This is a genomic window from Variovorax paradoxus (assembly GCF_000834655.1).
Classification (GTDB): Bacteria; Pseudomonadota; Gammaproteobacteria; order Burkholderiales; family Burkholderiaceae_C; genus Variovorax; species Variovorax paradoxus_F.
Genome location: NZ_JXQQ01000033.1, coordinates 26,324 through 48,014, shown reverse-complemented (window position 1 = coordinate 48,014; position 21,691 = coordinate 26,324). Strand labels below are relative to the sequence as shown.

General features: G+C 67.8%; 22 protein-coding genes. 5 read left to right on the top strand and 17 right to left on the bottom strand.

The genetic code is table 11. The features are described from left to right. Nucleotides 1-5: 5 nt before the first annotated feature. The 5 genes from RT97_RS15600 to RT97_RS15580 all read right to left on the bottom strand — a co-directional run bounded on the left by RT97_RS15600 (nt 6) and on the right by RT97_RS15580 (nt 4,712). A complete protein-coding gene (locus RT97_RS15600; RefSeq protein ID WP_253278241.1) occupies nt 6-1,904 on the bottom strand; it encodes a family 2A encapsulin nanocompartment cargo protein cysteine desulfurase in 1,899 nt (632 codons plus the stop codon). Between the two features lie 63 nt (nt 1,905-1,967). Further along, nucleotides 1,968-2,900 (bottom strand): family 2A encapsulin nanocompartment shell protein, encoded by a 933-nt coding sequence (locus RT97_RS15595; protein WP_042579703.1) that lies wholly within the window; start codon nt 2,898-2,900, stop codon nt 1,968-1,970. A 100-nt stretch (nt 2,901-3,000) separates the two neighbouring features. Then, a complete protein-coding gene (locus tag RT97_RS15590) occupies nt 3,001-3,270 on the bottom strand; it encodes a helix-turn-helix domain-containing protein (protein ID WP_013541111.1) in 270 nt (89 codons plus the stop codon). After that, nucleotides 3,267-4,181: a serine O-acetyltransferase EpsC gene (gene epsC, locus RT97_RS15585; RefSeq protein ID WP_042579702.1), complete on the bottom strand. Its 915-nt coding sequence runs from the start codon at nt 4,179-4,181 to the stop codon at nt 3,267-3,269. The genes RT97_RS15590 and epsC overlap by 4 nt, the downstream gene beginning before the upstream one ends. 51 nt (nt 4,182-4,232) lie before the next feature. Next, the gene (locus RT97_RS15580; RefSeq protein ID WP_042579701.1) at nt 4,233-4,712 is read right to left on the bottom strand and encodes a rhodanese-like domain-containing protein; all 480 of its coding nucleotides are present in this window, start codon (nt 4,710-4,712) and stop codon (nt 4,233-4,235) included. A 191-nt stretch (nt 4,713-4,903) separates the two neighbouring features. On the opposite strand from RT97_RS15580, the gene RT97_RS15575 reads away from it, so the two are divergent. Further along, nucleotides 4,904-5,350: a hypothetical protein gene (locus tag RT97_RS15575; protein ID WP_042579700.1), complete on the top strand. Its 447-nt coding sequence runs from the start codon at nt 4,904-4,906 to the stop codon at nt 5,348-5,350. A gap of 58 nt (nt 5,351-5,408) precedes the next feature. Here the strand turns inward: RT97_RS15575 and RT97_RS15570 are convergent, their stop codons facing one another. The 11 genes from RT97_RS15570 to RT97_RS15520 all read right to left on the bottom strand — a co-directional run bounded on the left by RT97_RS15570 (nt 5,409) and on the right by RT97_RS15520 (nt 15,642). Further along, nucleotides 5,409-5,624, bottom strand: a complete 216-nt coding sequence (locus RT97_RS15570) for a TOBE domain-containing protein (RefSeq protein ID WP_042579699.1) — start codon at nt 5,622-5,624, stop codon at nt 5,409-5,411. A 51-nt stretch (nt 5,625-5,675) separates the two neighbouring features. Then, nucleotides 5,676-6,272 carry a malonic semialdehyde reductase gene (locus RT97_RS15565; protein ID WP_042579698.1) on the bottom strand — a complete coding sequence of 199 codons (597 nt, stop codon included), beginning with the start codon at nt 6,270-6,272 and terminating at the stop codon, nt 5,676-5,678. Nucleotides 6,273-6,387: 115 nt separating this feature from the next. Continuing rightward, the gene (locus tag RT97_RS15560; RefSeq protein ID WP_042579697.1) at nt 6,388-7,674 is read right to left on the bottom strand and encodes an O-acetylhomoserine aminocarboxypropyltransferase/cysteine synthase family protein; all 1,287 of its coding nucleotides are present in this window, start codon (nt 7,672-7,674) and stop codon (nt 6,388-6,390) included. 114 nt (nt 7,675-7,788) lie between these two features. Continuing rightward, nucleotides 7,789-8,607: an ATP-binding cassette domain-containing protein gene (locus tag RT97_RS15555; protein ID WP_042579696.1), complete on the bottom strand. Its 819-nt coding sequence runs from the start codon at nt 8,605-8,607 to the stop codon at nt 7,789-7,791. 126 nt (nt 8,608-8,733) lie between these two features. Next, nucleotides 8,734-9,699 (bottom strand): aliphatic sulfonate ABC transporter substrate-binding protein, encoded by a 966-nt coding sequence (locus RT97_RS15550; protein ID WP_042579695.1) that lies wholly within the window; start codon nt 9,697-9,699, stop codon nt 8,734-8,736. Between the two features lie 11 nt (nt 9,700-9,710). After that, the gene (ssuC, locus tag RT97_RS15545; protein ID WP_042579694.1) at nt 9,711-10,562 is read right to left on the bottom strand and encodes an aliphatic sulfonate ABC transporter permease SsuC; all 852 of its coding nucleotides are present in this window, start codon (nt 10,560-10,562) and stop codon (nt 9,711-9,713) included. 13 nt (nt 10,563-10,575) lie between these two features. Further along, complete coding sequence (gene ssuD, locus RT97_RS15540; RefSeq protein WP_042579693.1) at nt 10,576-11,745, bottom strand: FMNH2-dependent alkanesulfonate monooxygenase; 1,170 nt, start codon at nt 11,743-11,745, stop codon at nt 10,576-10,578. Continuing rightward, nucleotides 11,745-12,704: a sulfonate ABC transporter substrate-binding protein gene (locus tag RT97_RS15535; RefSeq protein ID WP_042579801.1), complete on the bottom strand. Its 960-nt coding sequence runs from the start codon at nt 12,702-12,704 to the stop codon at nt 11,745-11,747. Before RT97_RS15535 ends, ssuD begins: the two co-directional genes overlap by 1 nt. Nucleotides 12,705-12,725: 21 nt before the next feature. Further along, on the bottom strand, nt 12,726-13,760 hold the full coding sequence (locus tag RT97_RS15530) for a sulfonate ABC transporter substrate-binding protein (protein WP_080898312.1): 1,035 nt from the start codon (nt 13,758-13,760) through the stop codon (nt 12,726-12,728). Nucleotides 13,761-13,880: 120 nt separating this feature from the next. After that, complete coding sequence (gene ssuE / locus RT97_RS15525) at nt 13,881-14,465, bottom strand: NADPH-dependent FMN reductase (protein ID WP_042579692.1); 585 nt, start codon at nt 14,463-14,465, stop codon at nt 13,881-13,883. A 127-nt stretch (nt 14,466-14,592) separates the two neighbouring features. After that, nucleotides 14,593-15,642, bottom strand: coding sequence for a sulfate ABC transporter substrate-binding protein (locus RT97_RS15520; protein WP_042579691.1), 1,050 nt, complete (start codon nt 15,640-15,642; stop codon nt 14,593-14,595). A gap of 139 nt (nt 15,643-15,781) precedes the next feature. On the opposite strand from RT97_RS15520, the gene RT97_RS15515 reads away from it, so the two are divergent. The 4 genes from RT97_RS15515 to RT97_RS15500 all read left to right on the top strand — a co-directional run bounded on the left by RT97_RS15515 (nt 15,782) and on the right by RT97_RS15500 (nt 20,709). Beyond that, nucleotides 15,782-16,057 (top strand): oxidative damage protection protein, encoded by a 276-nt coding sequence (locus tag RT97_RS15515; RefSeq protein WP_013541095.1) that lies wholly within the window; start codon nt 15,782-15,784, stop codon nt 16,055-16,057. A gap of 15 nt (nt 16,058-16,072) precedes the next feature. After that, nucleotides 16,073-17,905: an FAD-dependent 5-carboxymethylaminomethyl-2-thiouridine(34) oxidoreductase MnmC gene (gene mnmC / locus RT97_RS15510; RefSeq protein ID WP_042579690.1), complete on the top strand. Its 1,833-nt coding sequence runs from the start codon at nt 16,073-16,075 to the stop codon at nt 17,903-17,905. 195 nt (nt 17,906-18,100) lie between these two features. Continuing rightward, nucleotides 18,101-19,000, top strand: coding sequence for a transglutaminase family protein (locus RT97_RS15505; protein WP_042579689.1), 900 nt, complete (start codon nt 18,101-18,103; stop codon nt 18,998-19,000). 197 nt (nt 19,001-19,197) lie between these two features. Then, nucleotides 19,198-20,709: an alpha/beta hydrolase gene (locus tag RT97_RS15500; RefSeq protein ID WP_155403823.1), complete on the top strand. Its 1,512-nt coding sequence runs from the start codon at nt 19,198-19,200 to the stop codon at nt 20,707-20,709. A gap of 24 nt (nt 20,710-20,733) precedes the next feature. Here the strand turns inward: RT97_RS15500 and RT97_RS15495 are convergent, their stop codons facing one another. Then, nucleotides 20,734-21,678, bottom strand: a complete 945-nt coding sequence (locus RT97_RS15495) for a crotonase/enoyl-CoA hydratase family protein (protein WP_042579688.1) — start codon at nt 21,676-21,678, stop codon at nt 20,734-20,736. Nucleotides 21,679-21,691 lie beyond the last annotated feature (13 nt).

The following is a 21,691-nucleotide window of genomic DNA, read 5'->3' as shown; positions in this document are numbered from 1 at the left end:
AGGTCTCAGCCCGAGCGCCGCTGGCCGGCCAACCGACGCACCACCGTCACCAGGCGGTCCACCTCGTCGAAGGTGTTGTAGAACGCGAGCGACGGCCGCACCGTCGTCTCGACGCCGAAGCGCCGCAGGATCGGCTGCGCGCAGTGGTGCCCCGTGCGCACCGCGATGCCTTCGTCGTTCAGCGCATGGCCCACCTCTTCGGTGGTGTAGCCGTCGAGCACGAAGGACATCACGCTGGCCTTGTCGGCCGCCGTGCCGATCAGCCGCACGCCCGGAATGGCACCGAGTTGCGCCATGCCGTACACCAGGAGGTCGTGCTCGTAGCGCGCGATGTTCTCGATGCCGACCTTGTTGACGTAGTCGATCGCCGCGCCCAGGCCCACCGCGTCGGCGATGTTGCCGGTGCCGGCCTCGAACTTGTTGGGGATCGGCTGGAACACGGTCTTCTCGAAGGTCACGTCGGCAATCATGTTGCCGCCGCCCTGCCAGGGCGGCATGTCTTCCAGCACCTCGCGCTTGCCCCAGACCACGCCGATGCCGGTCGGGCCGAACACCTTGTGGCCGGAGAACACGAAGAAGTCGGCGCCCAGGTCCTGCACGTCCACGCGCATGTGCGAGACCGATTGCGCGCCGTCGACCAATGCCTTGGCGCCCGCACGATGCGCGAGCTCGACGATCTCCTTCACCGGCACCACGGTGCCGAGCGCGTTGGAGACCTGCGTGACCGCGACGATCTTCGTGCGGTCGTTCAGCAGCTTGCGGTATTCGTCGAGCAGCACCTGGCCCGAGTCGTCCACCGGAATCACGCGCAGCTTCGCGCCCTTGGCGGCGGCCAGCTGCTGCCACGGCACGATGTTGGCGTGATGCTCCAGGTTGGAGACGATGATCTCGTCGCCCTCGCCCACGTGCTGGCCGCCCCAGCTCTTGGCCACGAGGTTGATCGCCTCGGTGGTGCCGCGCACGAAGATCACCTCTTCGACTTCGGCTGCGTTGATGAACTTGCGCACGCGCTCACGTGCGCCTTCGTACGCATCTGTGGCGCGCGCTGCGAGCTCGTGCGCCGCGCGATGGATGTTCGAGTTCTCGTGCGCGTAGAAGTACGCGATGCGGTCGATGACCGATTGCGGCTTGTGCGTGGTGGCCGCGTTGTCGAACCACACGAGCTGCTTGCCGTTGACGCGCTCCTGCAGGATCGGGAAGTCGCGGCGCACGGCGTTGACGTCGAACGGCGGATGCTGGCCGCTGCCGGCGAGCGGCACCGCGTCGGGGCCGCGCGGGTCGGGCTTGGCCGGCGTGACGAAGCCGTTGGGCAGGCGCACCGCATCGACGAAGTAGAACTGCGCATCGCGGCCGGCCGGCGCCGAAGGCGGGCTCGGTGGCAACGCGGGTTGGGCGGTGGGCGCCGCCAGACCTGCGAAGGGATCGTGAATCGCGAAGCCATCGCTGGCACCGGCCGCCGGATGGCCGTAGCTGTTGTTCAGGAAGTAGAAAGGCGACGCGGCCGCTTGCGGCGCGGAAGGCGAACCAGGCGAAACAGGCGCACCGACCTGCTGCGGCACGCCCAGCACCGTGCCGCCCGAACGCGGTTCGAAGGCCGGGGCCACCGACAACACGTTGTCCGGCACGCCATTGCCCGCCACCGCATGCGGCAGCAAGGCCGGCGCGCGGTTGGCCAGCGAAGGCAGCTGCGTCGGCGATGCCGGCAGCACATTGGCGCCCGGAATCTGCCCCTGCGGAATCGGCGTGCCCGGAACGCTCGGCCCGAAGCCGGCGGGACTCACGAGCGGCGAGCCCGGCGGCGCGATGTTGGCGGGGAACTGCGCGCCCGGCACCAGCCCGCTCGCTGCACCGGGCAACGAGGTCGGCGGCGTGCCCGGCAGCGCGGAAAACATGGCGCTCGCCATGCGCGCGAGGATCGCCGGATCGAACGGCGCCTCGCCCGGAGTCGTGGGGGTGCTCACCGCGGCTTACTTGTAGGTGTCGGGATAGTCGTGGTACTTGCCGATCTCGACGTCGTCGAGCACCGCCAGCGCGTCGGTGGTCAGCACCGCGAGGGAGCAGTACAGCGAGATCAGGTAAGACGCGATCGCGTGGTTGTTGATGCCCATGAAGCGCACCGACAGCCCCGGGCTCTGCTCGCCCGAGAGACCCGGCTGGAACAGGCCCACCACGCCCTGGCGCTTGTCGCCCACGCGCAGCAGCAGGATCTTGCTCTTGCCGTCGGCGACCGGCACCTTGTTCGAAGGAATCAGCGGAATGCCGCGCCAGGTGATGAACTGCGAGCCGAAGAGGCTCACGGTCGGCGGCGGCGTGCCGCGGCGCGTGGCCTCGCGGCCGAAGGCGGCAATGGCCAGCGGGTGCGTGAGGAAGAACGCGGGCTCCTTCCACACCTTGGTGAGCAGCTCGTCCAGGTCGTCGGGCGTGGGCGCACCGGTCAGCGGGAAGATGCGCTGCTCTTCGCTCACCTGGGCCAGGAGGCCGTAGTCGGGGTTGTTGATGAGCTCGCTCTCCTGGTTCTCCTTGATCGTCTCGATCGTCAGGCGCAGCTGCTCCTTGATCTGGTCGTGCGGGCTGCTGTAGAGGTCGGAGATGCGGGTGTGCACGTCCAGCACGGTGCTCACGGCATTGAGGTAGTGCTCGCGCGGGTTCTCTTCGTAGTCGACGAAGGTGCGCGGCAGCTGGTTCTCTTCTTCGCGCGAGGTGCAGGTGACCTTGATCGACTCGGGGTTCTTGACCTTGTTGACGCGGTAGATGCCCGCCTCCACCGGCACCCATTGCAGGAGGTGCGTCAGCCAGCGCGGGCTGATGGTCTCCAGCTGGGGGACTGTCTTGGTGGCATTGGCTAGCTGGCGTGCGGCGTTGTCGCCAAGGGCGGTGGTACCACCGACTGTTGCGCTCATGGATCAAGGCTCCGGGGTTGGAAGGAAAACTGGGATATCGACACGGCGATGCAGCGACGTGCATCGGCGCACCGAGTGTCCGGTGACCCCGGGTTTTCCCTCAACAGGCTATAGCCGCCAAGTTGATCCGCCTTGCAAGGCGCGACTGCTCCAGTTGCTCGCAGCGCGCGAGCAGGTTCACGATGTTGATGCCCAGCGCCGTCGCGAGCTTCTGCGCGGTGACGATCGAGGGGATCACGCGGCCGCGTTCGACCTCGCCCACGTACGAGCGATTGAGGTCCGAGCGCTCGGCCAGCTGCTCCTGCGACCAGCCATTCGCCTCGCGCAACTGGCGCACGGTCACGCCGAAATCTTCGACAAAGGCTTTCATGGTGCGCTCGCTTTCGGTGCGTTCTGCAAACTGGCCTGGGTCACGCTCGCGCCCGGCTTCACGTCCTCGGTGATCCACACGTTGCCGCCGATCACCGCGCCCTTGCCCAGCGTCACGCGCCCCAGGATGGTCGCGCCCGCATAGATGACCACGTCGTCTTCGACCACCGGATGGCGCGGCAGGCCCTTCTGCAGGTTGCCCTCGGTGTCGGTGGGAAAGCGCTTGGCCCCGAGCGTCACGGCCTGGTACAGCCGCACGCGCTTGCCGATGACGGCGGTCTCGCCGATCACGACGCCCGTGCCGTGGTCGATGAAGAAACCCGCGTCGATCTGCGCACCGGGATGGATGTCGATGCCGGTCTGCCCGTGCGCGAGTTCGGCGACGATGCGCGCGAGCAGCGGCAGGTCGAGCCGGTAGAGCGTGTGCGCCAGGCGGTGATGGATCATCGCGAGCACGCCGGGGTAGCACAGCAGCACCTCGTCCACGCTGCGCGCGGCCGGGTCGCCCTGGTAGGCGGCAAGCACGTCGCTGTCGAGCAGCCGGCGCAGGCCCGGCAGTGCGTTCGCGAACTCGCGCACGGCCTCGGCGGCCGCATCGTCGATCTCGCTCGGGGGCCGCGGCGCGAGGCGCGCATTGAAATTGAGTTCCAGCCGGGCCTGCACCAGCAGCGCTTGCAAGGCCGCGTCGAGCGTGTGGCCGACGTAGAAGTCTTCGCTTTCATGGCGCAGGTCCGGCGGTCCGAGCCGCATCGGAAAGAGCGCGCCCTTGAGCGATTCGACGATCTGCGCGAGCGCATCGCGCGACGGAAACTCGCGCGCACCGGGCTCCCGGGAGCGCCGCTGCGAATCGCGCCACTCGTCGCGCACGCCATGCAGCGCGCGCACGATGTCGCTCACCTCGAAATGGGCCATGTGTTCTTCTCCCTTGTTGGACGTGGTGGGTGTGAGGCGTCAGCCAGCCGATCAGTCCTGCACCCAGGGCAGTTGGTGGAAGCGCCAGCCGTCCGCGCCGCCGCGGTGCTGCTGCGCATCGATCTCGCCCTCGAAGCCTTCGAGCACGTTGAAGACGTTCGTGAAGCCGGCCTTTGCAGCCGCTTCGGCTGCCAGTGCGGAGCGCTTGCCGCTGCGGCACAGGAGCAGCGCCACGGCGTCCTTGCCCCCGTCTTTCGCGAGCTTGGCCTCGAGTTCCCGAACGAAGCGTGGGTTGCGGGTGAGCGCTGTGCCCGTGGCCCAGGCCACATGGAGGCTCTCGGGCACGTGGCCGACGAACTTGCGTTCCTCGCCCGAGCGCACATCGACCAGCACGGCCTGGCCCTTCTGCACGAGTTCCCAGGCCACCGCCGGCGTGACGCCACCGGCATAGGGCCAGTTGTTTTCGGCGGCCTTGACGCGCGCCTGTTCAAGTGCTTCGGGCAAGACGAGGTCTTCAACTTCTACAGACATGCGATGCGGCTCCTGTTGTGCGTTGGTATGCGCCCTGTGATGGCGATAACCACCACTGTAGGAGCGCGGTCCTGAAGTCACAACGACTGAAAAGTCGATTTCTAACAACTTCACGTTGTATAGGCTTCGCCGGTCTGGATACGCCATGTTGGATATGGCCGAGCGCACCGGACCGGGGCACAGTCGCCCGCATGGATCACAAAGTCATCACCCTCATCAAGTGGCTCTTCCTGGCCGTCGGGCTGGCGCTCCTGGTCGGCGCCATCTTCGTGGAGCCCGAGGCCAAGCTGGCCTTGACGATCATGGGCGTGATCTTCGCGGGCGTCGGCGGCGGCATCATCGCCTTCGGCCGCTGGAGCGCGCAGAAGGAAGCCGACCTGCGCCAGAACGGCCAGCTCATCGAGGCCGAGTTCCAGGAGGTCGAGCAGAACGGCACCATCGAGGTCAACGGCGAGCACCCCTACCGCATCGTCGCCAGGTGGCACGACACCACGAACAACCGGCTGCACGTGTTCCGCAGCGCCAACCTCTGGTTCGACCCGACGGACTACGTGCAGGAATGGATCCCGGTCTACATCGACCGGAACAACCCCAAGCGCTACCACATGGAAACCTCGTTCCTGCCCAAGCTGCAGTGACGCAAAAAAACCCGGCACCACGAGGGCGCCGGGTTGTTCGCAATCGCCCGAGGGTCCGTCAGAGCTTCGCGATCGAAACTTCGGTCGACTTCACGAGCGCGACCACGTCGGAGCCGACCTTCAGTTGCAGCTCGTCGATCGAGCGCGTGGTGATGACCGAGGTCACGATGCCCCAGGCGGTTTCGACATCGACTTCGGAGACGACGTCGCCGCGGATGATTTCGCGGACCTTGCCCTTGAACTGGTTGCGCACGTTGATGGCTTGGATGGACATGATGGTTTCTCTTTCAGGTTGAAGAAATAGATAAGGGAGGGAATGGCGAGATCAGACGATCTGCGCCACGTCGTCGAACGCGAGTCGGGGCCCGCGCTCGAAAGTGCCGGCGTGATCGGCCACACCGAGATTCACGAGAAAGTTGGCGCGGTAGCGGCCGTCGGGAAAGAACGCCTTGTCGACCAGCTCCGCGTTGAAGCCCGATTGCGGTCCCACGTCCAGCCCCAGCGAGCGGGCCGCCAGGATCAGGTAGGCGCCCTGCAGGCTGCTGTTGCGAAAGGCCGTGGCCTGCGCGGCCTCGGCGCTCTTCTCGAAGAACGGCTTGGCGTCGTAGGCGGGAAACTGCGTGGGCAGGTGCTCGTAGAAGCGCGTGTCGTGCGCGACGATCACCGTCACGCCGGCCGCCAGCGTCTGCGCCGTGTTGCCCGACGAGACCGCGGGCTTGAGCCTCGCCTTGGCCTCTTCGCTGCGCACGAACACATAGCGCGCGGGCTGCGCGTTGTAGGCGGTCGGGCCCCACTTCACGAGGTCGTAGAGCTTGTGGATGACCTCGTCGGTCACCGGCACCGGCTTGAATGCATGCACGGTGCGCGCCTTGCGGAACAGCTGGTCGAGCGCCGCTTCGGGGATGGCTTGCAAGATCGTCATAGAGTTCTTTCTCTTTCAGGGAACACCGCGGATCCGGCTTTGCCGGGCCGCAGGTGTTGCCCCCGGAAGGGGGTTGGCGAAGCGACACGCAGTGCGCGTAGCCTGGGGGAGAGCTTCATGCTGCGGCCAGCGCCACGTCGAGGTCGGCGATCAAATCGTCGATGTGCTCGATGCCGACCGACAGGCGCACGGTGTCTTCCGTCACGCCGGCCTTAGCCAGTTCTTCGGGCGAGAGCTGCCGGTGCGTGGTCGAGGCCGGGTGCGTGGCCAGCGAGCGCACGTCGCCGATGTTCACCAGGCGCGTGAAGAGCTTGAGCGCATCGAGGAATTTCGCCCCACCCTCGCGGCCGCTGCCGATGCCGAAGGTCAGCACGCCGCTCGATTTGCCGCCGAAATACTTCTGCGCCAGCGCGTGGTCCGGATGGTCTTCCAGTGCCGCGTAGTTGACCCAGTTCACCGCCTTGTGCGTCTTCAGGTGCTGCGCCACCCGGAGCGCGTTGCTGCTGATGCGGTCCATGCGCAGCGCCAGCGTCTCGATGCCCTGCAGGATCAGGAAGGCGTTGAACGGCGAGATGGCCGCGCCGGTGTTGCGCAGCGGCACCACGCGCGCGCGGCCGATGTAGGCGGCCGGGCCCAGCGCCTCGGTGTAGACCACGCCGTGGTAGCTCACGTCGGGCTCGTTCAGGCGCTTGAAGCGCGCCTTGTGCTCGGCCCACGGGAACTTGCCCGAATCGACGATGGCGCCGCCGATGCTCGTGCCGTGGCCGCCCAGGTACTTGGTGAGCGAGTGCACCACGATGTCGGCGCCGTGCTCGATGGGCCGGCTCAGGTACGGCGAAGGCACGGTGTTGTCCACGATCAGCGGCACGCCGTGGCGGTGGGCGATCTCGGCGATGGCCGCGATGTCGGTCACGTTGCCGGCCGGATTGCCCAGCGACTCGACGAACACCGCCTTGGTCTTGTCGTCGAAGAGCTTCTCGAAACTCTTCGGATCGCGGTGGTCGGCAAAGCGTGTGGTGATGCCGAACTGCGGCAGCGTGTGCGCAAAGAGGTTGTAGGTGCCGCCGTAGAGCGCCGTGCTGCTCACGATGTTGTCGCCGGCTTCGGCAATCGTCTGGATCGCGTAGGTCACGGCCGCCTGGCCCGAGGCCAGCGCGAGTGCTGCGATGCCGCCTTCGAGCGCGGCCACGCGCTGCTCCAGAACGTCTTGCGTCGGGTTGTTGATGCGGGTGTAGATGTTGCCCGGCACCTTCAGGTCGAACAGGTCCGCGCCGTGCTGTGCGCTGTCGAAGGCGTAGGCCACCGTCTGGTAGATCGGCGGCGCGACGGCGCGCGTGGTCGGCTCGGGCGAGTACCCGGCGTGCACCGACAGGGTTTCGAATTTCCAGTTTTGCTGCGACATGCGAGAGCCTTTCAGGATGGAAAGAAGAGAAAGAACAACAGCAAGCCGTTCACGCTGAGCCTGTCGAAGCGCTGCGCAAGGCTTCGACGGGCTCAGCCCGAACGGCCGTGAGCATCAGATAGCCCAGCGCAACGCGTGCGCCGGCGTACCGAGCCAGCTGGCGTCGGCGCTGCTCTCAACCTCTTCGGGCTTTTGCAGCACCCTGTCGAGGATGCGTTTTTCGATCGCCGCGAAGGCCGGGTCGCCCTGCGAGCGCGGGCGTGCGAGTGCGATGTTCTCGTCCAGCGCGATGCGGCCGTCTTCGATGAGGATCACGCGGTCCGCCAGCGCCACGGCTTCCTGCACGTCGTGCGTCACCAGCAAGGCGGTGAAGCGGTGGCGCTGCCAGAGGTTCTCGATGAGCCGGTGCATCTCGATGCGGGTGAGCGCGTCGAGCGCGCCCAGCGGTTCGTCCAGCAGCAGCAGGCGCGGGTGATGCACCAGTGCGCGCGCGAGCGACACGCGCTGGCGCTGGCCGCCCGACAGGCGCGCCGGCCATTCGTTCTCGCGGTCGGCCAGGCCCACCTGCGCGAGCACCTCCTTGCCGCGCGCCTTGGCGTCGTTGGCCAGGCCCAGCGTCACGTTGTCGAGCACGCGGCGCCAGGGCAGGAGGCGCGCCTCCTGGAACATGATGCGGGTGTCGTCGTGCAGGCCGTTCACGGCCTTGCCATCGGTGTAGAGGCCACCGGAAGTCGCCTCTTCGAGCCCCGCGATCAGCCGCAGCAGCGTGCTCTTGCCGCAGCCGCTGCGGCCCACGATGGCGATGAACTGGCCCGGCTCGATGGTGAGCTGGGTGTTGCGCAGCACGTCGCGCGTGCCGTAGCGCTTGTGCAGGCCGCGCGCTTCGAGGCGCACACCACCGGCGATGACAGGACGATCCAGGACGGCGCTCATTGCAGGCCCCCTGTGATTGCTCGAGGAACACCGCGGGACCGGCTCTGCCGGACCGCTGGTGTTGCCCCCTGCAAGGGGGTTGGCGAAGCGACACGAAGTGCGCGCAGGCTGGGGGTGAACTTCATCCTAGGCTCCGGGTTTGAACAGCGCGACGTCGAGCGCGTTGAGTTTCTTGGGCAGCAGCTTCTCGCCGAAGAAGGCATCGGCGATGCGCTGCTGCTCGGTCAGGCCCTCCGCCACGACCGGGCGCACCGCATAGCTGCGGCGGCTGTTGGCCTGCTCGATGGTGGCGGCGTCCAGGCCCCACACGGGCGACAGCAGCGCGGCGGCTTCCCTGGGGTTCTGCTTGACCCACTTGCCGGTCTTTTCGAGCTCGGCGTAGATCACGCGCAGCACGTCGGGCCGCGCCTTCGCGAACTTGGTGCTCGCAAGGTAGTAGCGCTGGTACGACGCGATGCCCGCGCCGTCGGCAAGCACGCGCACCTTCGACTGGCGCTGCGCGGCGGCGAGGAACGGGTCCCACACCACCCACGCATCGATCGCGCCCTTCTCGAACGCGGCGCGGCCATCGGCCGGCGTGAGGTAGGCGGGCTCGATGTCCTTGAACGAGAGGCCGGCCTTCTCGAGCGCGGCGATCAGCAGGTAGTGCGCGCCGGCCGCTTTCGCGAAGCCGACCTTCTTGCCCTTCAGGTCGGCCACGGTCTTGAGCGGCGAGTCGTCTTTCACGACGATGGCCTGCGCCGCGGGCGACGGCGCTTCCTGCGCGATGAAGGTCAGCTCGGCACCGGCCGCCTGCGCGAACACGGGCACCGTGTCGGCGACGTCGGCGCTGATGTCCAGGTTGTCCAGGTTCAGCGCCTCGAGCAGCGGCAGGCCGCTGGTGAACTCGTGCCAGCTCAGCGTCGCGTTGAGCGGCGCGAGTTGCTTCTCGAGCGTGCCTTGCGCCTTGAGCAGGGCCGTGAGCGTCGACGACTTCTGGTAGCCGAAGCGCACGGTGACGGGCCGCGGTGCGACGCCCTGTGCCAGCACGGCACCGGCGCCGAGCGCACCCAGCGTGGCGATGGCGGTGCGGCGGGAAATGGATCTGTTCATGTGCCCTGTCCTCACTTCTGCTTCTTCTGATAGCCGGGGTGCCAGCGCAGCCACCATTGCTCCAGGCCGCGCGCGAACAGGTCGGCGAGCTTGCCGAGCAGCGCGTACAGCAGGATGCCCACGAGCACGATGTCGGTCTGCAGGAACTCGCGGGCGTTCATCGTGAGATACCCGATGCCGGCCTGCGCCGAGATGGTCTCGGCCACGATCAGGATCACCCACATGAGGCCCAGCGAAAAACGCAGGCCCACGAGGATCGACGACAGCGCGCCCGGCAGGATCACCTCGCGGTAGAGCTGCCAGCGCGTGAGGCCGTAGGTGCGGCCCATCTCGATGAGCTGCGGATCGACGTTGCGGATGCCGTGGAAGGTGTTCAGGTAGATCGGAAAGAACACCGACACCGAAATCAGGAACAGCTTGGCCGATTCGTCGATGCCGAACCACAGGATGACGAGTGGAATCAGCGCGAGCGCGGGGATGTTGCGCACCATCTGGATGGTCGAGTCGAGCAGCGTCTCGGCGAACTTCACCGAGCCGGTGAGCAGGCCGAGCGCGAGCCCCGCACCGCCCCCGATCGCCAGGCCCGCGAGCGCGCGGCCCGCGCTGACCTTCACGTGCGTCCAGAGTTCGCCGGACACCGTGAGCGACCACGCCGCCTTGACCACGTCGACCGGAGCTGGCAGCACCCGCGTGGAGAGCCAGCCGAGCGACGAGGCGATCTGCCAGAACACGATGAGCCCCACCGGCACCAGCCAGGGAACGAGGCGGCCCGCCACGTTGAGGCCGAAGGCCTTGAACGCCTTGCCGCTGCTGGCCGCCGAATCGGTCGAAGCCACCGGAAGCTCCTGCACTTGTTCAGTCATGGGGATTCCTTGTTCAGCTTTGCGACACGAGGCGCGAGGGCGCATCGAGATTGGCGACGACTTCCCCGAACGGCCCGCTCAGCGAACCGCCCGCCAGCTGCTTCTTCGCCGTGCGCGAGAGCAGCGGGAACACCAGCTCGGCGAAGCGGTACGCCTCTTCGAGGTGCGGGTAGCCCGAGAGAATGAATTTGTCCAGGCCGAGCGCCGCGTACTCCTCGATGCGCGCGGCAACGGTCGTCGCATCGCCCACGAGCGCCGTGCCCGCGCCACCGCGCACGAGACCCACGCCGGCCCACAGGTTCGGCGAAATCTCCAGCTCGGCGCGCGAGCGCTTCGCACCGCCCGCATGCAAAGCGGCCATGCGGCGCTGGCCTTCGGAATCCATGCGCGCGAACGCGGCCTGGGCGCGGATGACGGTGTCGTCGTCCACGCGGCTGATCAGTTCCTCGGCGGCCTTCCAGGCGGCGTCTTCGGTCTCGCGCACGATCACGTGCAGGCGGATGCCGAACTCGACGCGGCGGCCCTGCTTCTCGGCACGGGCGCGCACATCGGCGATCTTCCTGGCGACTTCGGCGGGCGGCTCGCCCCACGTGAGGTACGCATCGACCTGCTCGGCGGCGAGGTCGTGTGCGGCTGCCGAAGAGCCACCGAACCACACCGGCGGGTATGGCGTCTGCACCGGCGGATACAGCAGCTTGGCGCCCTTCACGCTCAGGTGCTTGCCTTCGAAGTCGTAGCCCTGGCCGTCGTGGCTGCGCGTGAGGATCTCGCGCCAGATGCGGATGAACTCGGCCGACTGCTCATAGCGCGAGGCGTGGTCCAGGTACACGCCATCGCCTTCGAGCTCGGCCTGGTCGCCGCCCGTCACGAGGTTCACGAGCAGCCGACCGCCCGAGAGCCGGTCGAAGGTCGCAGCCATGCGCGCGGCCAGGCTGGGCTGGTGCAGCCCCGGACGCACGGCCACCAGGAACTTGAGATTCCTGGTCGAGCCGATCAGGCTGGAGGCGATCACCCACGGGTCCTCGCACGAGCGGCCGGTGGGAATCAGCACGCCTTCGTAGCCGAGGTTGTCGGCCGCGCCCGCGATCTGCTGCAGGTAGGCCAGGTCGACGGGGCGCGCCCCCTCGCTGGTGCCGAGGTAGCGGCTGTCGCCGTGCGAGGGAAGGAACCAGAAGATCTGCATCACGCGACTCCCGCGCCGGCGGCTTCGAGCACGTTGATCTTCTTCGGGATCAGCTTCAGCTCGAAGAAGGTGTCGGCGATCTTCTGCTGCTCGGCCAGGATGGCCTTGGTGATCGGGGTGATGCCGTAGGCCGTGCGCGCCACGGTGACGTCGGCCACCGGTTTCGGCAGGCCCCACAGCGCGGCCAGCTCGGCGGCCAGGTCGCCCTTGTTCGCGGCGCCCCAGGCATCGACCTTGTTGAGCTCTTCAACGGCGATGGCCAGCACGTCGGCGTTCTTCGCCACGTAGTCGAGCGAAGAGAAATAGTAGGCGCGGTTGCCCACCACGCCGGTGGCGTCGGCCAGGATGCGCGCGTCGAGCGACTTCTCGGCCGCGGCGAGGAACGGGTCCCAGATCACCCAGGCATCTACAGAGCCTTTTTCGAACGCGGCGCGCGCATCGGCCGGCGGCAGGTAGGCCAGGTTCAGGTCCGCATACGAGAGGCCGTGCTTCTCGAACAGCTTGACGATGAAGTAGTGGACGTTCGAGCCCTTGTTGAGCGCAATCTTCTTGCCCTTGAGATCGGCCACGGTCTTGATGGCCGAGCCCTTGGGCACCAGCACGGCCTCGGTCTGCGGGCGATGCTGCGTGGCGGCCACGTAGGCCAGCGGCGCGCCGGCGGCCTGCGCGAAGATGGGCGGCGCTTCGCCGACGTCGCCGAAGTCGATGGAGCCGACGTTGAGCGCTTCCAGCTGCACCGGGCCGGCGGTGAACTCGGTCCATTTGACGGTGACGCCCAGCGGCGCGAGGCGCTTCTCCAGCGTGCCGCGGCCCTTGAGGATGTTGAGCGTGCCCTTCTGGTTGCCGATGCGGAACTGGCGCGCGGGCGCCTGGGCGAGTGAGGCGAACGAAGGCAGCGCGATGGCGGCTGCGGCTGCGCCCTGGATCAGGCGGCGGCGGGGAATGGAAATGCGGTTCATGGCGTAGTGCTTCAAAGAGATTCAGGGCTGCGCGGTGACGACCGCGTCGCTGACCTTGATGGGCTTGGGAATGAGCTTCAGCGCGAAGAAGGTGTCGGCGATCTGCTGCTGGCCGGCCGCGACGGCGGGCGTGATCGGCTTGACGTTGAACTCGTAGCGGCGCAACGCGAGCTCGACCACGTCGACCGGCAGCCCCTGCAGCGGCGCGATCTGCTCGGCCGCCTGGCGCAGGTTCTTCTTGAGCCAGATGCCCTGCTCCACCGAGTCGGCGAAGAGCGCATCGATGACCTTCGGGTTGTTCTTCACGAAGCCGCGTTCGCCCAGGTAGAACTGGTAGTTGTTGACCACGTCGGTGGTGCCACCTGTGCCGTCCGCCAGCACGCGGGCGCCGGTGGCCTTCTCGGCGGCGGCCTGGAACGGGTCCCAGATCACCCACGCATCGACGTTCTTGCTCTCGAAGGCGGCGCGGCCGTCGGCCGGTGCGAGGTACACGGGCTGGATGTCGGAGAACTTCAGGCCGTTCTTCTCGAGCTGCTTGACGAGCAGGTAATGCACGTTGCTGCCCTTGTTGAGCGCGACCTTCTTGCCCTTCAGGTCGGCGACGGACTTGATCGGCGAGTCTTTCGTGACCAGGATCGCCTCGGCGCGCGGCGCGGCCGGGTCGTAGCCGAAGTAGACGAACTTGGCGCCTGCGGCCTGCGCGAAGATGGGCGGCGCCTCGCCGACGTAGCCCACGTCGACCGCGCCGACATTCAGGCCTTCGAGCAGCTGCGGGCCGGCCGGAAACTCGACCCACTTCACGCCGAAGCCCAGCGGCGCGAGCTTCTTCTCGAGCGTGCCCTGTGCTTTCTGCAGCACGAAGAGGCTGGCGGATTTCTGATAGCCGATGCGCAGCTCGCCTTTGCCTTGGGCATGTGCGGATGCAGCGGAGATGAAGCTCACGATCAGTGCGACGGCGGCGACCACGATCGTGCTGATCGCGAGATCGCGCAGCGCCTGCCAGATCGAGCGTGGCGGTGCGTCGAGCGCGTGGTCTTCGGTGGCAACGGGGTTCATGCGGGGATTCCTTGGTGCAAAAACTTTGGGCAAAGCTGTCCCCCTGCCGCGCACAGGCGGCTTCAAAAACGGGGACGGGGATGGGTCTGGCGACGCCGGGCTCTATGAAGAACCCCGCGTTCAGACGCTACATCGCACGCGGGAGAACGGGACCGGCTCGAATCCGTGCGTTGCAGGCAGCTTCAGGCCCTCGGTCGCAAGCACCTCGACGGCCTCGTTCAGGCGCTCGGCCAGGTCGTTGTGCACCTGGTAGGCGTTCTCGGGCGTGAGCGCGATCTGCGAGTCGCTCGCGTAGACGCCCGGCAGGATGTGGCGCGCCGCCAGCGACTGCAGCACGGGGCGCAGGGCGTAGTCGAGCGCGAGCATGTGATGGGGGCTGCCGCCGGTGGCCAGCGGCAGCACGGTCTTGCCCTTGAGCGCGTTCTGCGCGAGCAGGTCCAGAAAGACCTTCAGCACGCCGCTGTAGGCCGCCTTGTAGACCGGCGTGGCCACCACGATCACGCGGGCCGCCGCCACTTGGGCGATGGCGCGCTCGATGGCCGGATGGGTCCACTCGGCCAGCAGCAGGGCCTGCGCCGGCAGGTCGCGGATATAGAGCCGCTCGATGCGGGCATTGCGTTTGGCCAGCCGATCGCCCACGGCCTCGAGCAAGGCGGTGGAACGGGACGGGGCCGAGGGGCTGCCGGCAATCAGGAGAACGGACACAGGAAACCTTGTTTCGATGAAAAAAGCGCGAATGCTGGGGGGCCGCCGCGCACGGCCGCCCGAAGCGGCCGGCCCGCCCCCCCGTGCAGGGGGTGAGGGTAGCGACACGAAGTGCGCAGCCTGGGGGTTACTTTTGCTTCGTCGTGTAGATCTGGTCGAACGAAGCACCGTCTGCGAAGTGCTCCTTGTCCGCCTTCGCCCAGCCGCCGAAGGCCTGGTCGATGGTCACCAGCGTGAGCTTGGGGAACTGCTTGTCGTACTTGGCCTTGGCCTTCTCGGAGGTCGGGCGGTAGAAGTTGCGACCCGCGATGTCCTGGCCTTCGTCGGAGTACAGGTACTTGAGGTATTCCTCGGCCACGGCGCGGGTTCCCTTCTTGTCCACGACCTTGTCGACCACCGACACGCTGGGCTCGGCCAGGATGGAGATGGACGGCACGACGATCTCGAACTTGTCCGGGCCGAATTCCTTCAGCGCCAGGAAGGCTTCGTTTTCCCAGGCAAGGAGCACGTCGCCCACGCCGCGCTGCACGAATGTGATGGTCGAGCCGCGCGCGCCGGTGTCCAGCACGGGCACGTTCTTGAAGAGGTTGCCGATGTATTCCTTGGCCTTGGCATCGCCGCCGTACTTGCGCTTGGCGAATTCCCATGCGGCCAGGTAGTTCCAGCGGGCGCCGCCCGAGGTCTTGGGGTTGGGGGTGATCACCTGCACGCCCGGCTTGACCAGGTCGTCCCAGTCCTTCAGGCCCTTGGGGTTGCCCTTCTTCACCAGGAACACGATGGTCGAGGTGTAGGGCGCCGAATTGAGCGGCAGGCGCTTTTGCCAGTCAGCCTTGACCAGGCCGCCGTGCGTGACCAGCGCATCGATGTCGCCGCCCAGCGCGAGCGTGGCCACGTCGGCGTCGATGCCGTCGATGATCGAGCGGGCCTGCTTGCCCGAGCCGCCGTGCGATTGCTTGACCGTCACGTCCTGGCCGGTCTTGCCCTTCCAGTACTTGGCGAACGCCTGGTTGTAGTCCACGTAGAGCTCGCGGGTCGGGTCGTACGACACGTTCAGGAGCGTCACGGGGCCCTTGGCGGCGGCCGCGCCCTGGGCAAACGCCGGCAACGCCGACAGGGCCAAGGCACCGGCCACGCCGGCACCCAGGGAAAGCTTGATAAAGTCGCGGCGAAGGCTCATGGTGTCTTGCTCTAAAAAGGCATATCAATGAAGCTGCGTATTCTCAATACGACATATAGAAACTGGAACGACCAAGTTTTCAGTTCTAAATAGCGAAATCAACTAAGCGACACGCTTACCCCACCCAAGAGGCAAAAAAATGGCACGCATGGTTCAGTGCATCAAGCTCGGCAAAGAGGCCGAAGGGCTCGACTTTCCGCCCTATCCCGGCGACCTGGGCAAGCGCCTGTGGGAAAACGTCAGCAAGGAAGCCTGGGCCGCCTGGCTCAAGCAGCAGACCATGCTGGTCAACGAAAACCGGCTGAACTTGGCCGATCTGCGTGCCCGCCAATACCTGGCGCGGCAGATGGAAAAGCATTTCTTCGGCGAAGGCGCCGACGTGGCCCAGGGCTACGTGCCCCCACCAGCGGCCTGAACGTCGCTGCCCGCCGTGACCGCTGAGCCAGTGGCCTGGCGCGCCGACGGCGTCCCGCGCAGCGAACGCTTCGACGACATCTATCACACCGAAACCGGGGCATTGGCGCAATCGCGCCATGTGTTCCTGGGCGGCTGCGGCCTGCCGCAAGCCTGGGCCGGGCAACCGCAATGGCGGATTCTCGAAACCGGCTTCGGCCTGGGCCTCAATTTCCTGACAACCTGGCAGGCGTGGCGCTCGGATGCGAGCAAGCCGCGGATGCTGCACTTCGTCTCGGTCGAAGCGCATCCAGTCGGTGCCGGCGATCTCCTGCGGGCGGCCGAGGCGTATCCGGAACTGGCGTCGCTGGCCCGGGAACTGGTCGCGCAGTGGCATGGGCTGCTGCCGGGCTTTCACCGGCTCGCCTTCGACGAAGGCCGCGTGCTGCTCACGCTGTGCATCGGCGACGTGCAGGCCATGCTGCGCGCCCAGCGCTTCGAGGCCGACAGCCTCTTTCTCGACGGCTTCAGCCCGCAGCAGAACCCGGCGATGTGGTCGCCCGATACCCTGAAGGCGGTGTCGCGATTCGCCCGGCAAGGCACCGGCCTTGCCACTTGGACCTACGCCCGCGCGGTGCGGGACGCCCTTTCGCAGAACGGTTTCCAGCTCGAGCGACGCGCCGGCCTGCCGCCCAAGCGCGATTGCCTCGGCGGCGTGTTCGCGCCGGCCTGGACGGTGCGGCGCCGCGGCCCCGCGCCCGCGCGGATCGAGTTGCCGGGCCGGTGCGCCGTGATCGGCGCCGGCCTCGCAGGTGCGGCCGTGGCGGCGAGCCTGGCGCGGCGCGGGTGGCAGGTCACGGTGCTCGATGCAGCCTCGCGACCTGCCTCGGGCGCCTCCGGCCTGCCGGTCGGCGTGCTGGCACCCCATGTGTCCCCCGACGACGCCCTGCTCTCGCGCCTCACGCGCGCGGGCATCCGTGCCACCTGGCTCGAACTGCAGCGCCTGCTCGAAGAAGGCCGCGACTGGCGCGCCAGCGGCGTGCTGGAGCGCCGGCCCGAGGGCGACACACGCGTGCCTGCCGGCTGGAGCGACAGCGGCCCGAACGAATCCTGGCCCGCCAATGCCGCGCAGCTGACGGCAACCGGCCTGCCGGCCGATGCGCCCGCGCTCTGGCACGCCCGGGCCGGCTGGGTGCGCCCGTCGCGGTTGATCGAGGCCTGGCTGCGGGAGCCGGACGTCGAATTCCGCGGCAATGCGTCCGTGGCACGAGCGACGCAAGGCGCCGACTGCTGGCAGCTGTTCGACGCGGCGGACCGGCTGTTGATCGCAGCAGACCGCGTGGTAGTCGCGGCGGGCTTCGAATCGGGCCGCTTCGCGCCGAAGCTGCCGCTGCAGCCGGTGCGCGGCCAGGTCGCGTGGGGCCGGATGGCGGGGCTCCCGGTCACCCCGCTCAACGGCGACGGCCATCTGATCGCGCAGGTGCCCGATGCCGACGGCGCCCCGCTCTGGCTCGCAGGCGCCACGTTCGATCGCGACAGCACGGACCTCGCCCCGAGCGCCGCCGACAGCGCCTCGAACCGCGACCGCCTCGCCCGCTTGCACCCCACCACCGCCGCGGCGTTGGCGCCGGCCTTCGAGCGCGGCGAAGTGAACACCTGGGTCGGCGTGCGCTGCGCCTCGGGCGACCGCCGGCCGCTGGTCGGCCCGCTGGACGAAGCGGCGAGCGGCCTCTGGGCCTGCACCGCATTGGGTTCACGCGGCCTCAGCTTCGCGGCCCTGTGCGCCGAACTGCTGGCCGCGCAGTGGCATGGCGAACCGCTGCCCTTGCCCGCCACGCTGGCCAAGGCGCTCGGCACGCAGCGGCTCTGAGCGATCCGCTGGTGGAGGCCACGCGCCGGCGTGGCGCGAGGGGGCCAGCAGGTGGTCGGTCCGGTTGTCCACACAGGTGCGCACCACTTCGGACATCACCACCTTTGTAGCCGCCGATCCAGCGAGCGCCGATTCCGCGGCATTCGCCCACAAGAACAGCTCACTGCGCGCCCCGCGAACGCACGAGAATGCCCCATGGCCATCCAGTACGACATCACGCACACCACCATCTACCGCTACAACAAGCCGGTCACCTTCGGCCTGCACCGGGTGATGTTCCGGCCCCGCGACAGCCACGACCTGCGCGTGCTCGCCACCGACCTGCAGGTGAGCCCGCAGGCCTTCACGCGGCTGATTCAAGACCCGCATTCCAACTCCGTCGCGCTGGTGCAGCCGATGGGCGAAGCGACCGAGCTGCGCATCGTGTGCTCCTTCACCATCGAGCACGTGCCAGCGCAACAGGACCAGCTCGCACTCGACCCGGCCGCCGAGTTCCTGCCCTTTGCCTACTCGGTGCAGGAGCGCCTGGACCTGGAGCACTACCTGCGCCCGCACCATGAAGACGACGCCAGCGGCACGCTGATCCGCTGGGCCCACCAGTTCCTGCACACCGACAAGCCCAACAACACGCGCGAGGTGCTCGCGCGCATGAACGCGCACATCGGGCAGAGCCTCGAATACAAGGCGCGCGACGAGGAAGGCACGCAGACCCCGCTGGCCACGCTCGCGCTGGGCAGCGGCAGCTGCCGCGACTACGCGCTGCTGATGATGGAGGCCGCGCGGCGCCTGGGCATCGCGACGCGCTTCGTCTCGGGCTACCTCTACGACGCCGCGCTCGACCGCGCGGCGCAAGTGCCCGGCGAATCGATGACCGGCGCGGGCACCACGCACGCCTGGCTCCAGGCGTACCTGCCGGGCATCGGCTGGCTGGCGTTCGACCCCACGAACAACCTCATGGGCAGCGGGCAGCTCATCCGCGTGGGCGTCACGCGCGACCCGGCGCAGGCGGCGCCGATCTCGGGCAGCTGGTATGGGGATGCCGAGGCTTATGAAGGCCTGGACGCCACGGTGGTGGTCACGCGCCGCAAGGGCTGATCTCTCCGCGAGGTTCTGCGCCGGTGTCGCGCAGGAGATAGCAGGTACGGGAAACCCCGGGCCGACGTGCCTGGCAACGCCCCTACGCTGCGCCGCCGGTCCAGCGAAATAGCACGGTCGTTCTCCATGGCCGCCGGACAGCGCTGCGCCGGTGATCTTCCCAACCAAGAACCCATAAGAACGGAGCGAGACATCCCATGCATTCCGCGCGCCTGACACTTCTTGCCCTTGCAGCCAGCCTCGCCGTCGCATCCTGCGGCGGTGGAGGCGGTGGCAACGGCTTTGCCTTCACGCCCCTGCCGCCGGCTCCCGCACCCGCGCCACCGGCCCCGCCGCCGCCCGCACCGCCGCCCGCGCCCGAAGAAACGCGTGTGCAGGACACCCGCAATTCCTTTGCGCCCGCCAACCCCGCGGCCACCACCTTCGCGGCACTCGCCAGCGACGCGAGCGACACGGTCGACAACACCACCACCAGCCGCTGGGCCGGCGTGCTGGGCGGCGCCCAGTACCACGTCGAAGTGCCGGCCAACTGGAACGGCAAGCTCGTGATGTATGCGCACGGCTATGCGGGCGAGACCAACGTGCTGTCGGTTACCGATCCGTCGATCCGCCGCTACCTGATCCAGAACGGCTACGCCTGGGCCGCATCGAGCTACAGCAAGAACTTCTACGACGTGCGCGTCGGTGTCGAAGACACCAACGCACTGGCGCTGGAGTTCAACAAGATCGCCAAGGCCAACGGCCGCGAACTCGCCGCGCCGACCAAGACCTACATCACCGGCCACTCGATGGGCGGCCACATCACCGCAGCGGCGATCGAGGACGAAGCCTTCGCGACTGCCAACCACAAGGTGAAGTACAACGGCGCGGTGCCGATGTGCGGCGTGGTCGGCGACACGGAGCTGTTCGACTACTTCGCCGGCGCGCAGGTCACGGCGCAGGCGCTGGCTGGCCTGCCCAAATACCCGACGCCGAACTGGTCGGACATCTCCGCGCAGGTCACCAGCACGCTGTTCACCACCTTCCCTTCCGCACCCACGGCCACAGGCCTGAAATTCGCCTCGGTGGTGAAGAACCTGACCGGTGGCGAGCGCCCGATGTTCGACCTCGGCCTCTCGGCCGGCGGTTCGTTCGCCGCGGTGTGGGGCGTTTTCGGCAGCGACGGCACGGTCAACGGCATCCTGAACAGGAACACGCTGGACACCAACCGCTTCACCTACACGATCGACGGCGACGTGCCGGGCTCGACGGCGCTGAACGGCTCGGTCATCAAGCTCACCGCGGCCGCCGACGCCAACCGCCTGCGCAGGGACGGGCTGCGCTGGATTCCCAAGGCCAACGGCGAGTTCAAGATCCCGGTAGTCACGCTGCACACGCTGGGCGACCTGTACGTGCCCTTCAGCATGGAACAGATCTACAACAAGCGCGTGGCGGCCAAGGGCAACAGCGACTGGCTGGTGCAGCGCGCGGTTCGCGGCATCTCGCATTGCGACTTCACCATCGCCGAGCAGGTCGAGGCCTTCGACGCAATGATCAAGTGGGAGCGCGACGGCGTGAAGCCGGCGGGCGACGACGTGGTCACGGCTGCGACGGTGGCGGCGCCCACCTACGGCTGCACGTTCACGCGCCCGCTGGGCACGCTGGATGAAGGCGGCACGAGCAAGCTGACGCGTCCGGGCGCCGCACTGGCACGCCCCTGCCCGCCCTGAGACGAGCGAGCGGCGAGCGCGTGATCAGCGCGCGGGCGGCACCGCCGCCCGCGCCGCTGCGAGCTTCGCTTCCAGTTCAACGACGAGCGCCCTCGCCTCGTCGCCCTCCGGAATGTCCCGGCCGCTATCGCGCCATGCGACAGCGCTCTTGAACCCTTCGGCCTCCGCCTGACGGCGAAACCACATCCCCTCGGGGTTGTGCCGCGTGATGCCGTCGAACACGGTTGCGAACATCTGCGTCTGCTCCAGCCCCATCGAATGCCACACCTGGTTCACGACCAGCTTGTGCATCATCAGGTGCGAGCGCGGCACGCCCGCGATGCGCAGCGCGAGCTTCAGCGTGGCGCCGTCGAGCTCGTCGGCAGGCACCGAGAAATTCGCAAGACCCCATTCGGCCGCCTGCGTGCCGGGGATGGTGTCGCCGGTGAACATGAGTTGCTTGGCGCGCATCGCGCCCAGCCGGTAGGTCCACATCGCCGTGGTCGGGCAGCCCCACACGCGCGTGGGCATGTAGCCGATGCGCGCGTCGTCGGCCATGGTCAGCAGGTCGCAGCACAGCGCGATGTCGCTGCCGCCGGCTACCGCGTAGCCGTGCACCTTGGCGATGGTGGGCTTGCGGCAGCGCCAAAGGGCCATGAAGTCGTCGGTGTTGCGCTTCATGGCGGCGTAGTCGAGCATCGGGTCCCAGGGCGTTTTCTCCTGCCGGCAGGGGTGGTCGCCCTGGCCCTCGCGCCCGTGGCCTTCGGCGTAGTCGCCCAGGTCGTAGCCGGCGCAGAAGGCACGCCCCGCGCCTTCGACAACGATGACGTGCACCTCGTCGTCCGCTTCGGCCCACTCGACCGCCTGGCGGATCTCCGAGGGTGTGGTGTCGCCGATGGCGTTGAGTTTCTCGGGGCGGTCGAGCACGAGGCGCGCGATGCGCGGATGCTGCGGGTCCTTGTCGATCCGCACGGTCTTGAAGGCGGGCATGGTCTTGTGTCTC

What these genes read in the sequence shown, in the direction of transcription:
- RT97_RS15600 (WP_253278241.1), bottom strand. Translation starts at nt 1,904, where the DNA reads ATGGCGAGCGCCATGTTTTCCGCGCTGCCGGGCACGCCGCCGACCTCG.
- RT97_RS15595 (WP_042579703.1), bottom strand. Translation starts at nt 2,900, where the DNA reads ATGAGCGCAACAGTCGGTGGTACCACCGCCCTTGGCGACAACGCCGCA.
- RT97_RS15590 (WP_013541111.1), bottom strand. Translation starts at nt 3,270, where the DNA reads ATGAAAGCCTTTGTCGAAGATTTCGGCGTGACCGTGCGCCAGTTGCGC.
- epsC (WP_042579702.1), bottom strand. Translation starts at nt 4,181, where the DNA reads ATGGCCCATTTCGAGGTGAGCGACATCGTGCGCGCGCTGCATGGCGTG.
- RT97_RS15580 (WP_042579701.1), bottom strand. Translation starts at nt 4,712, where the DNA reads ATGTCTGTAGAAGTTGAAGACCTCGTCTTGCCCGAAGCACTTGAACAG.
- RT97_RS15575 (WP_042579700.1), top strand. Translation starts at nt 4,904, where the DNA reads ATGGATCACAAAGTCATCACCCTCATCAAGTGGCTCTTCCTGGCCGTC.
- RT97_RS15570 (WP_042579699.1), bottom strand. Translation starts at nt 5,624, where the DNA reads ATGTCCATCCAAGCCATCAACGTGCGCAACCAGTTCAAGGGCAAGGTC.
- RT97_RS15565 (WP_042579698.1), bottom strand. Translation starts at nt 6,272, where the DNA reads ATGACGATCTTGCAAGCCATCCCCGAAGCGGCGCTCGACCAGCTGTTC.
- RT97_RS15560 (WP_042579697.1), bottom strand. Translation starts at nt 7,674, where the DNA reads ATGTCGCAGCAAAACTGGAAATTCGAAACCCTGTCGGTGCACGCCGGG.
- RT97_RS15555 (WP_042579696.1), bottom strand. Translation starts at nt 8,607, where the DNA reads ATGAGCGCCGTCCTGGATCGTCCTGTCATCGCCGGTGGTGTGCGCCTC.
- RT97_RS15550 (WP_042579695.1), bottom strand. Translation starts at nt 9,699, where the DNA reads ATGAACAGATCCATTTCCCGCCGCACCGCCATCGCCACGCTGGGTGCG.
- ssuC (WP_042579694.1), bottom strand. Translation starts at nt 10,562, where the DNA reads ATGACTGAACAAGTGCAGGAGCTTCCGGTGGCTTCGACCGATTCGGCG.
- ssuD (WP_042579693.1), bottom strand. Translation starts at nt 11,745, where the DNA reads ATGCAGATCTTCTGGTTCCTTCCCTCGCACGGCGACAGCCGCTACCTC.
- RT97_RS15535 (WP_042579801.1), bottom strand. Translation starts at nt 12,704, where the DNA reads ATGAACCGCATTTCCATTCCCCGCCGCCGCCTGATCCAGGGCGCAGCC.
- RT97_RS15530 (WP_080898312.1), bottom strand. Translation starts at nt 13,760, where the DNA reads ATGAACCCCGTTGCCACCGAAGACCACGCGCTCGACGCACCGCCACGC.
- RT97_RS15520 (WP_042579691.1), bottom strand. Translation starts at nt 15,642, where the DNA reads ATGAGCCTTCGCCGCGACTTTATCAAGCTTTCCCTGGGTGCCGGCGTG.
- RT97_RS15515 (WP_013541095.1), top strand. Translation starts at nt 15,782, where the DNA reads ATGGCACGCATGGTTCAGTGCATCAAGCTCGGCAAAGAGGCCGAAGGG.
- RT97_RS15505 (WP_042579689.1), top strand. Translation starts at nt 18,101, where the DNA reads ATGGCCATCCAGTACGACATCACGCACACCACCATCTACCGCTACAAC.
- RT97_RS15500 (WP_155403823.1), top strand. Translation starts at nt 19,198, where the DNA reads ATGCATTCCGCGCGCCTGACACTTCTTGCCCTTGCAGCCAGCCTCGCC.
- RT97_RS15495 (WP_042579688.1), bottom strand. Translation starts at nt 21,678, where the DNA reads ATGCCCGCCTTCAAGACCGTGCGGATCGACAAGGACCCGCAGCATCCG.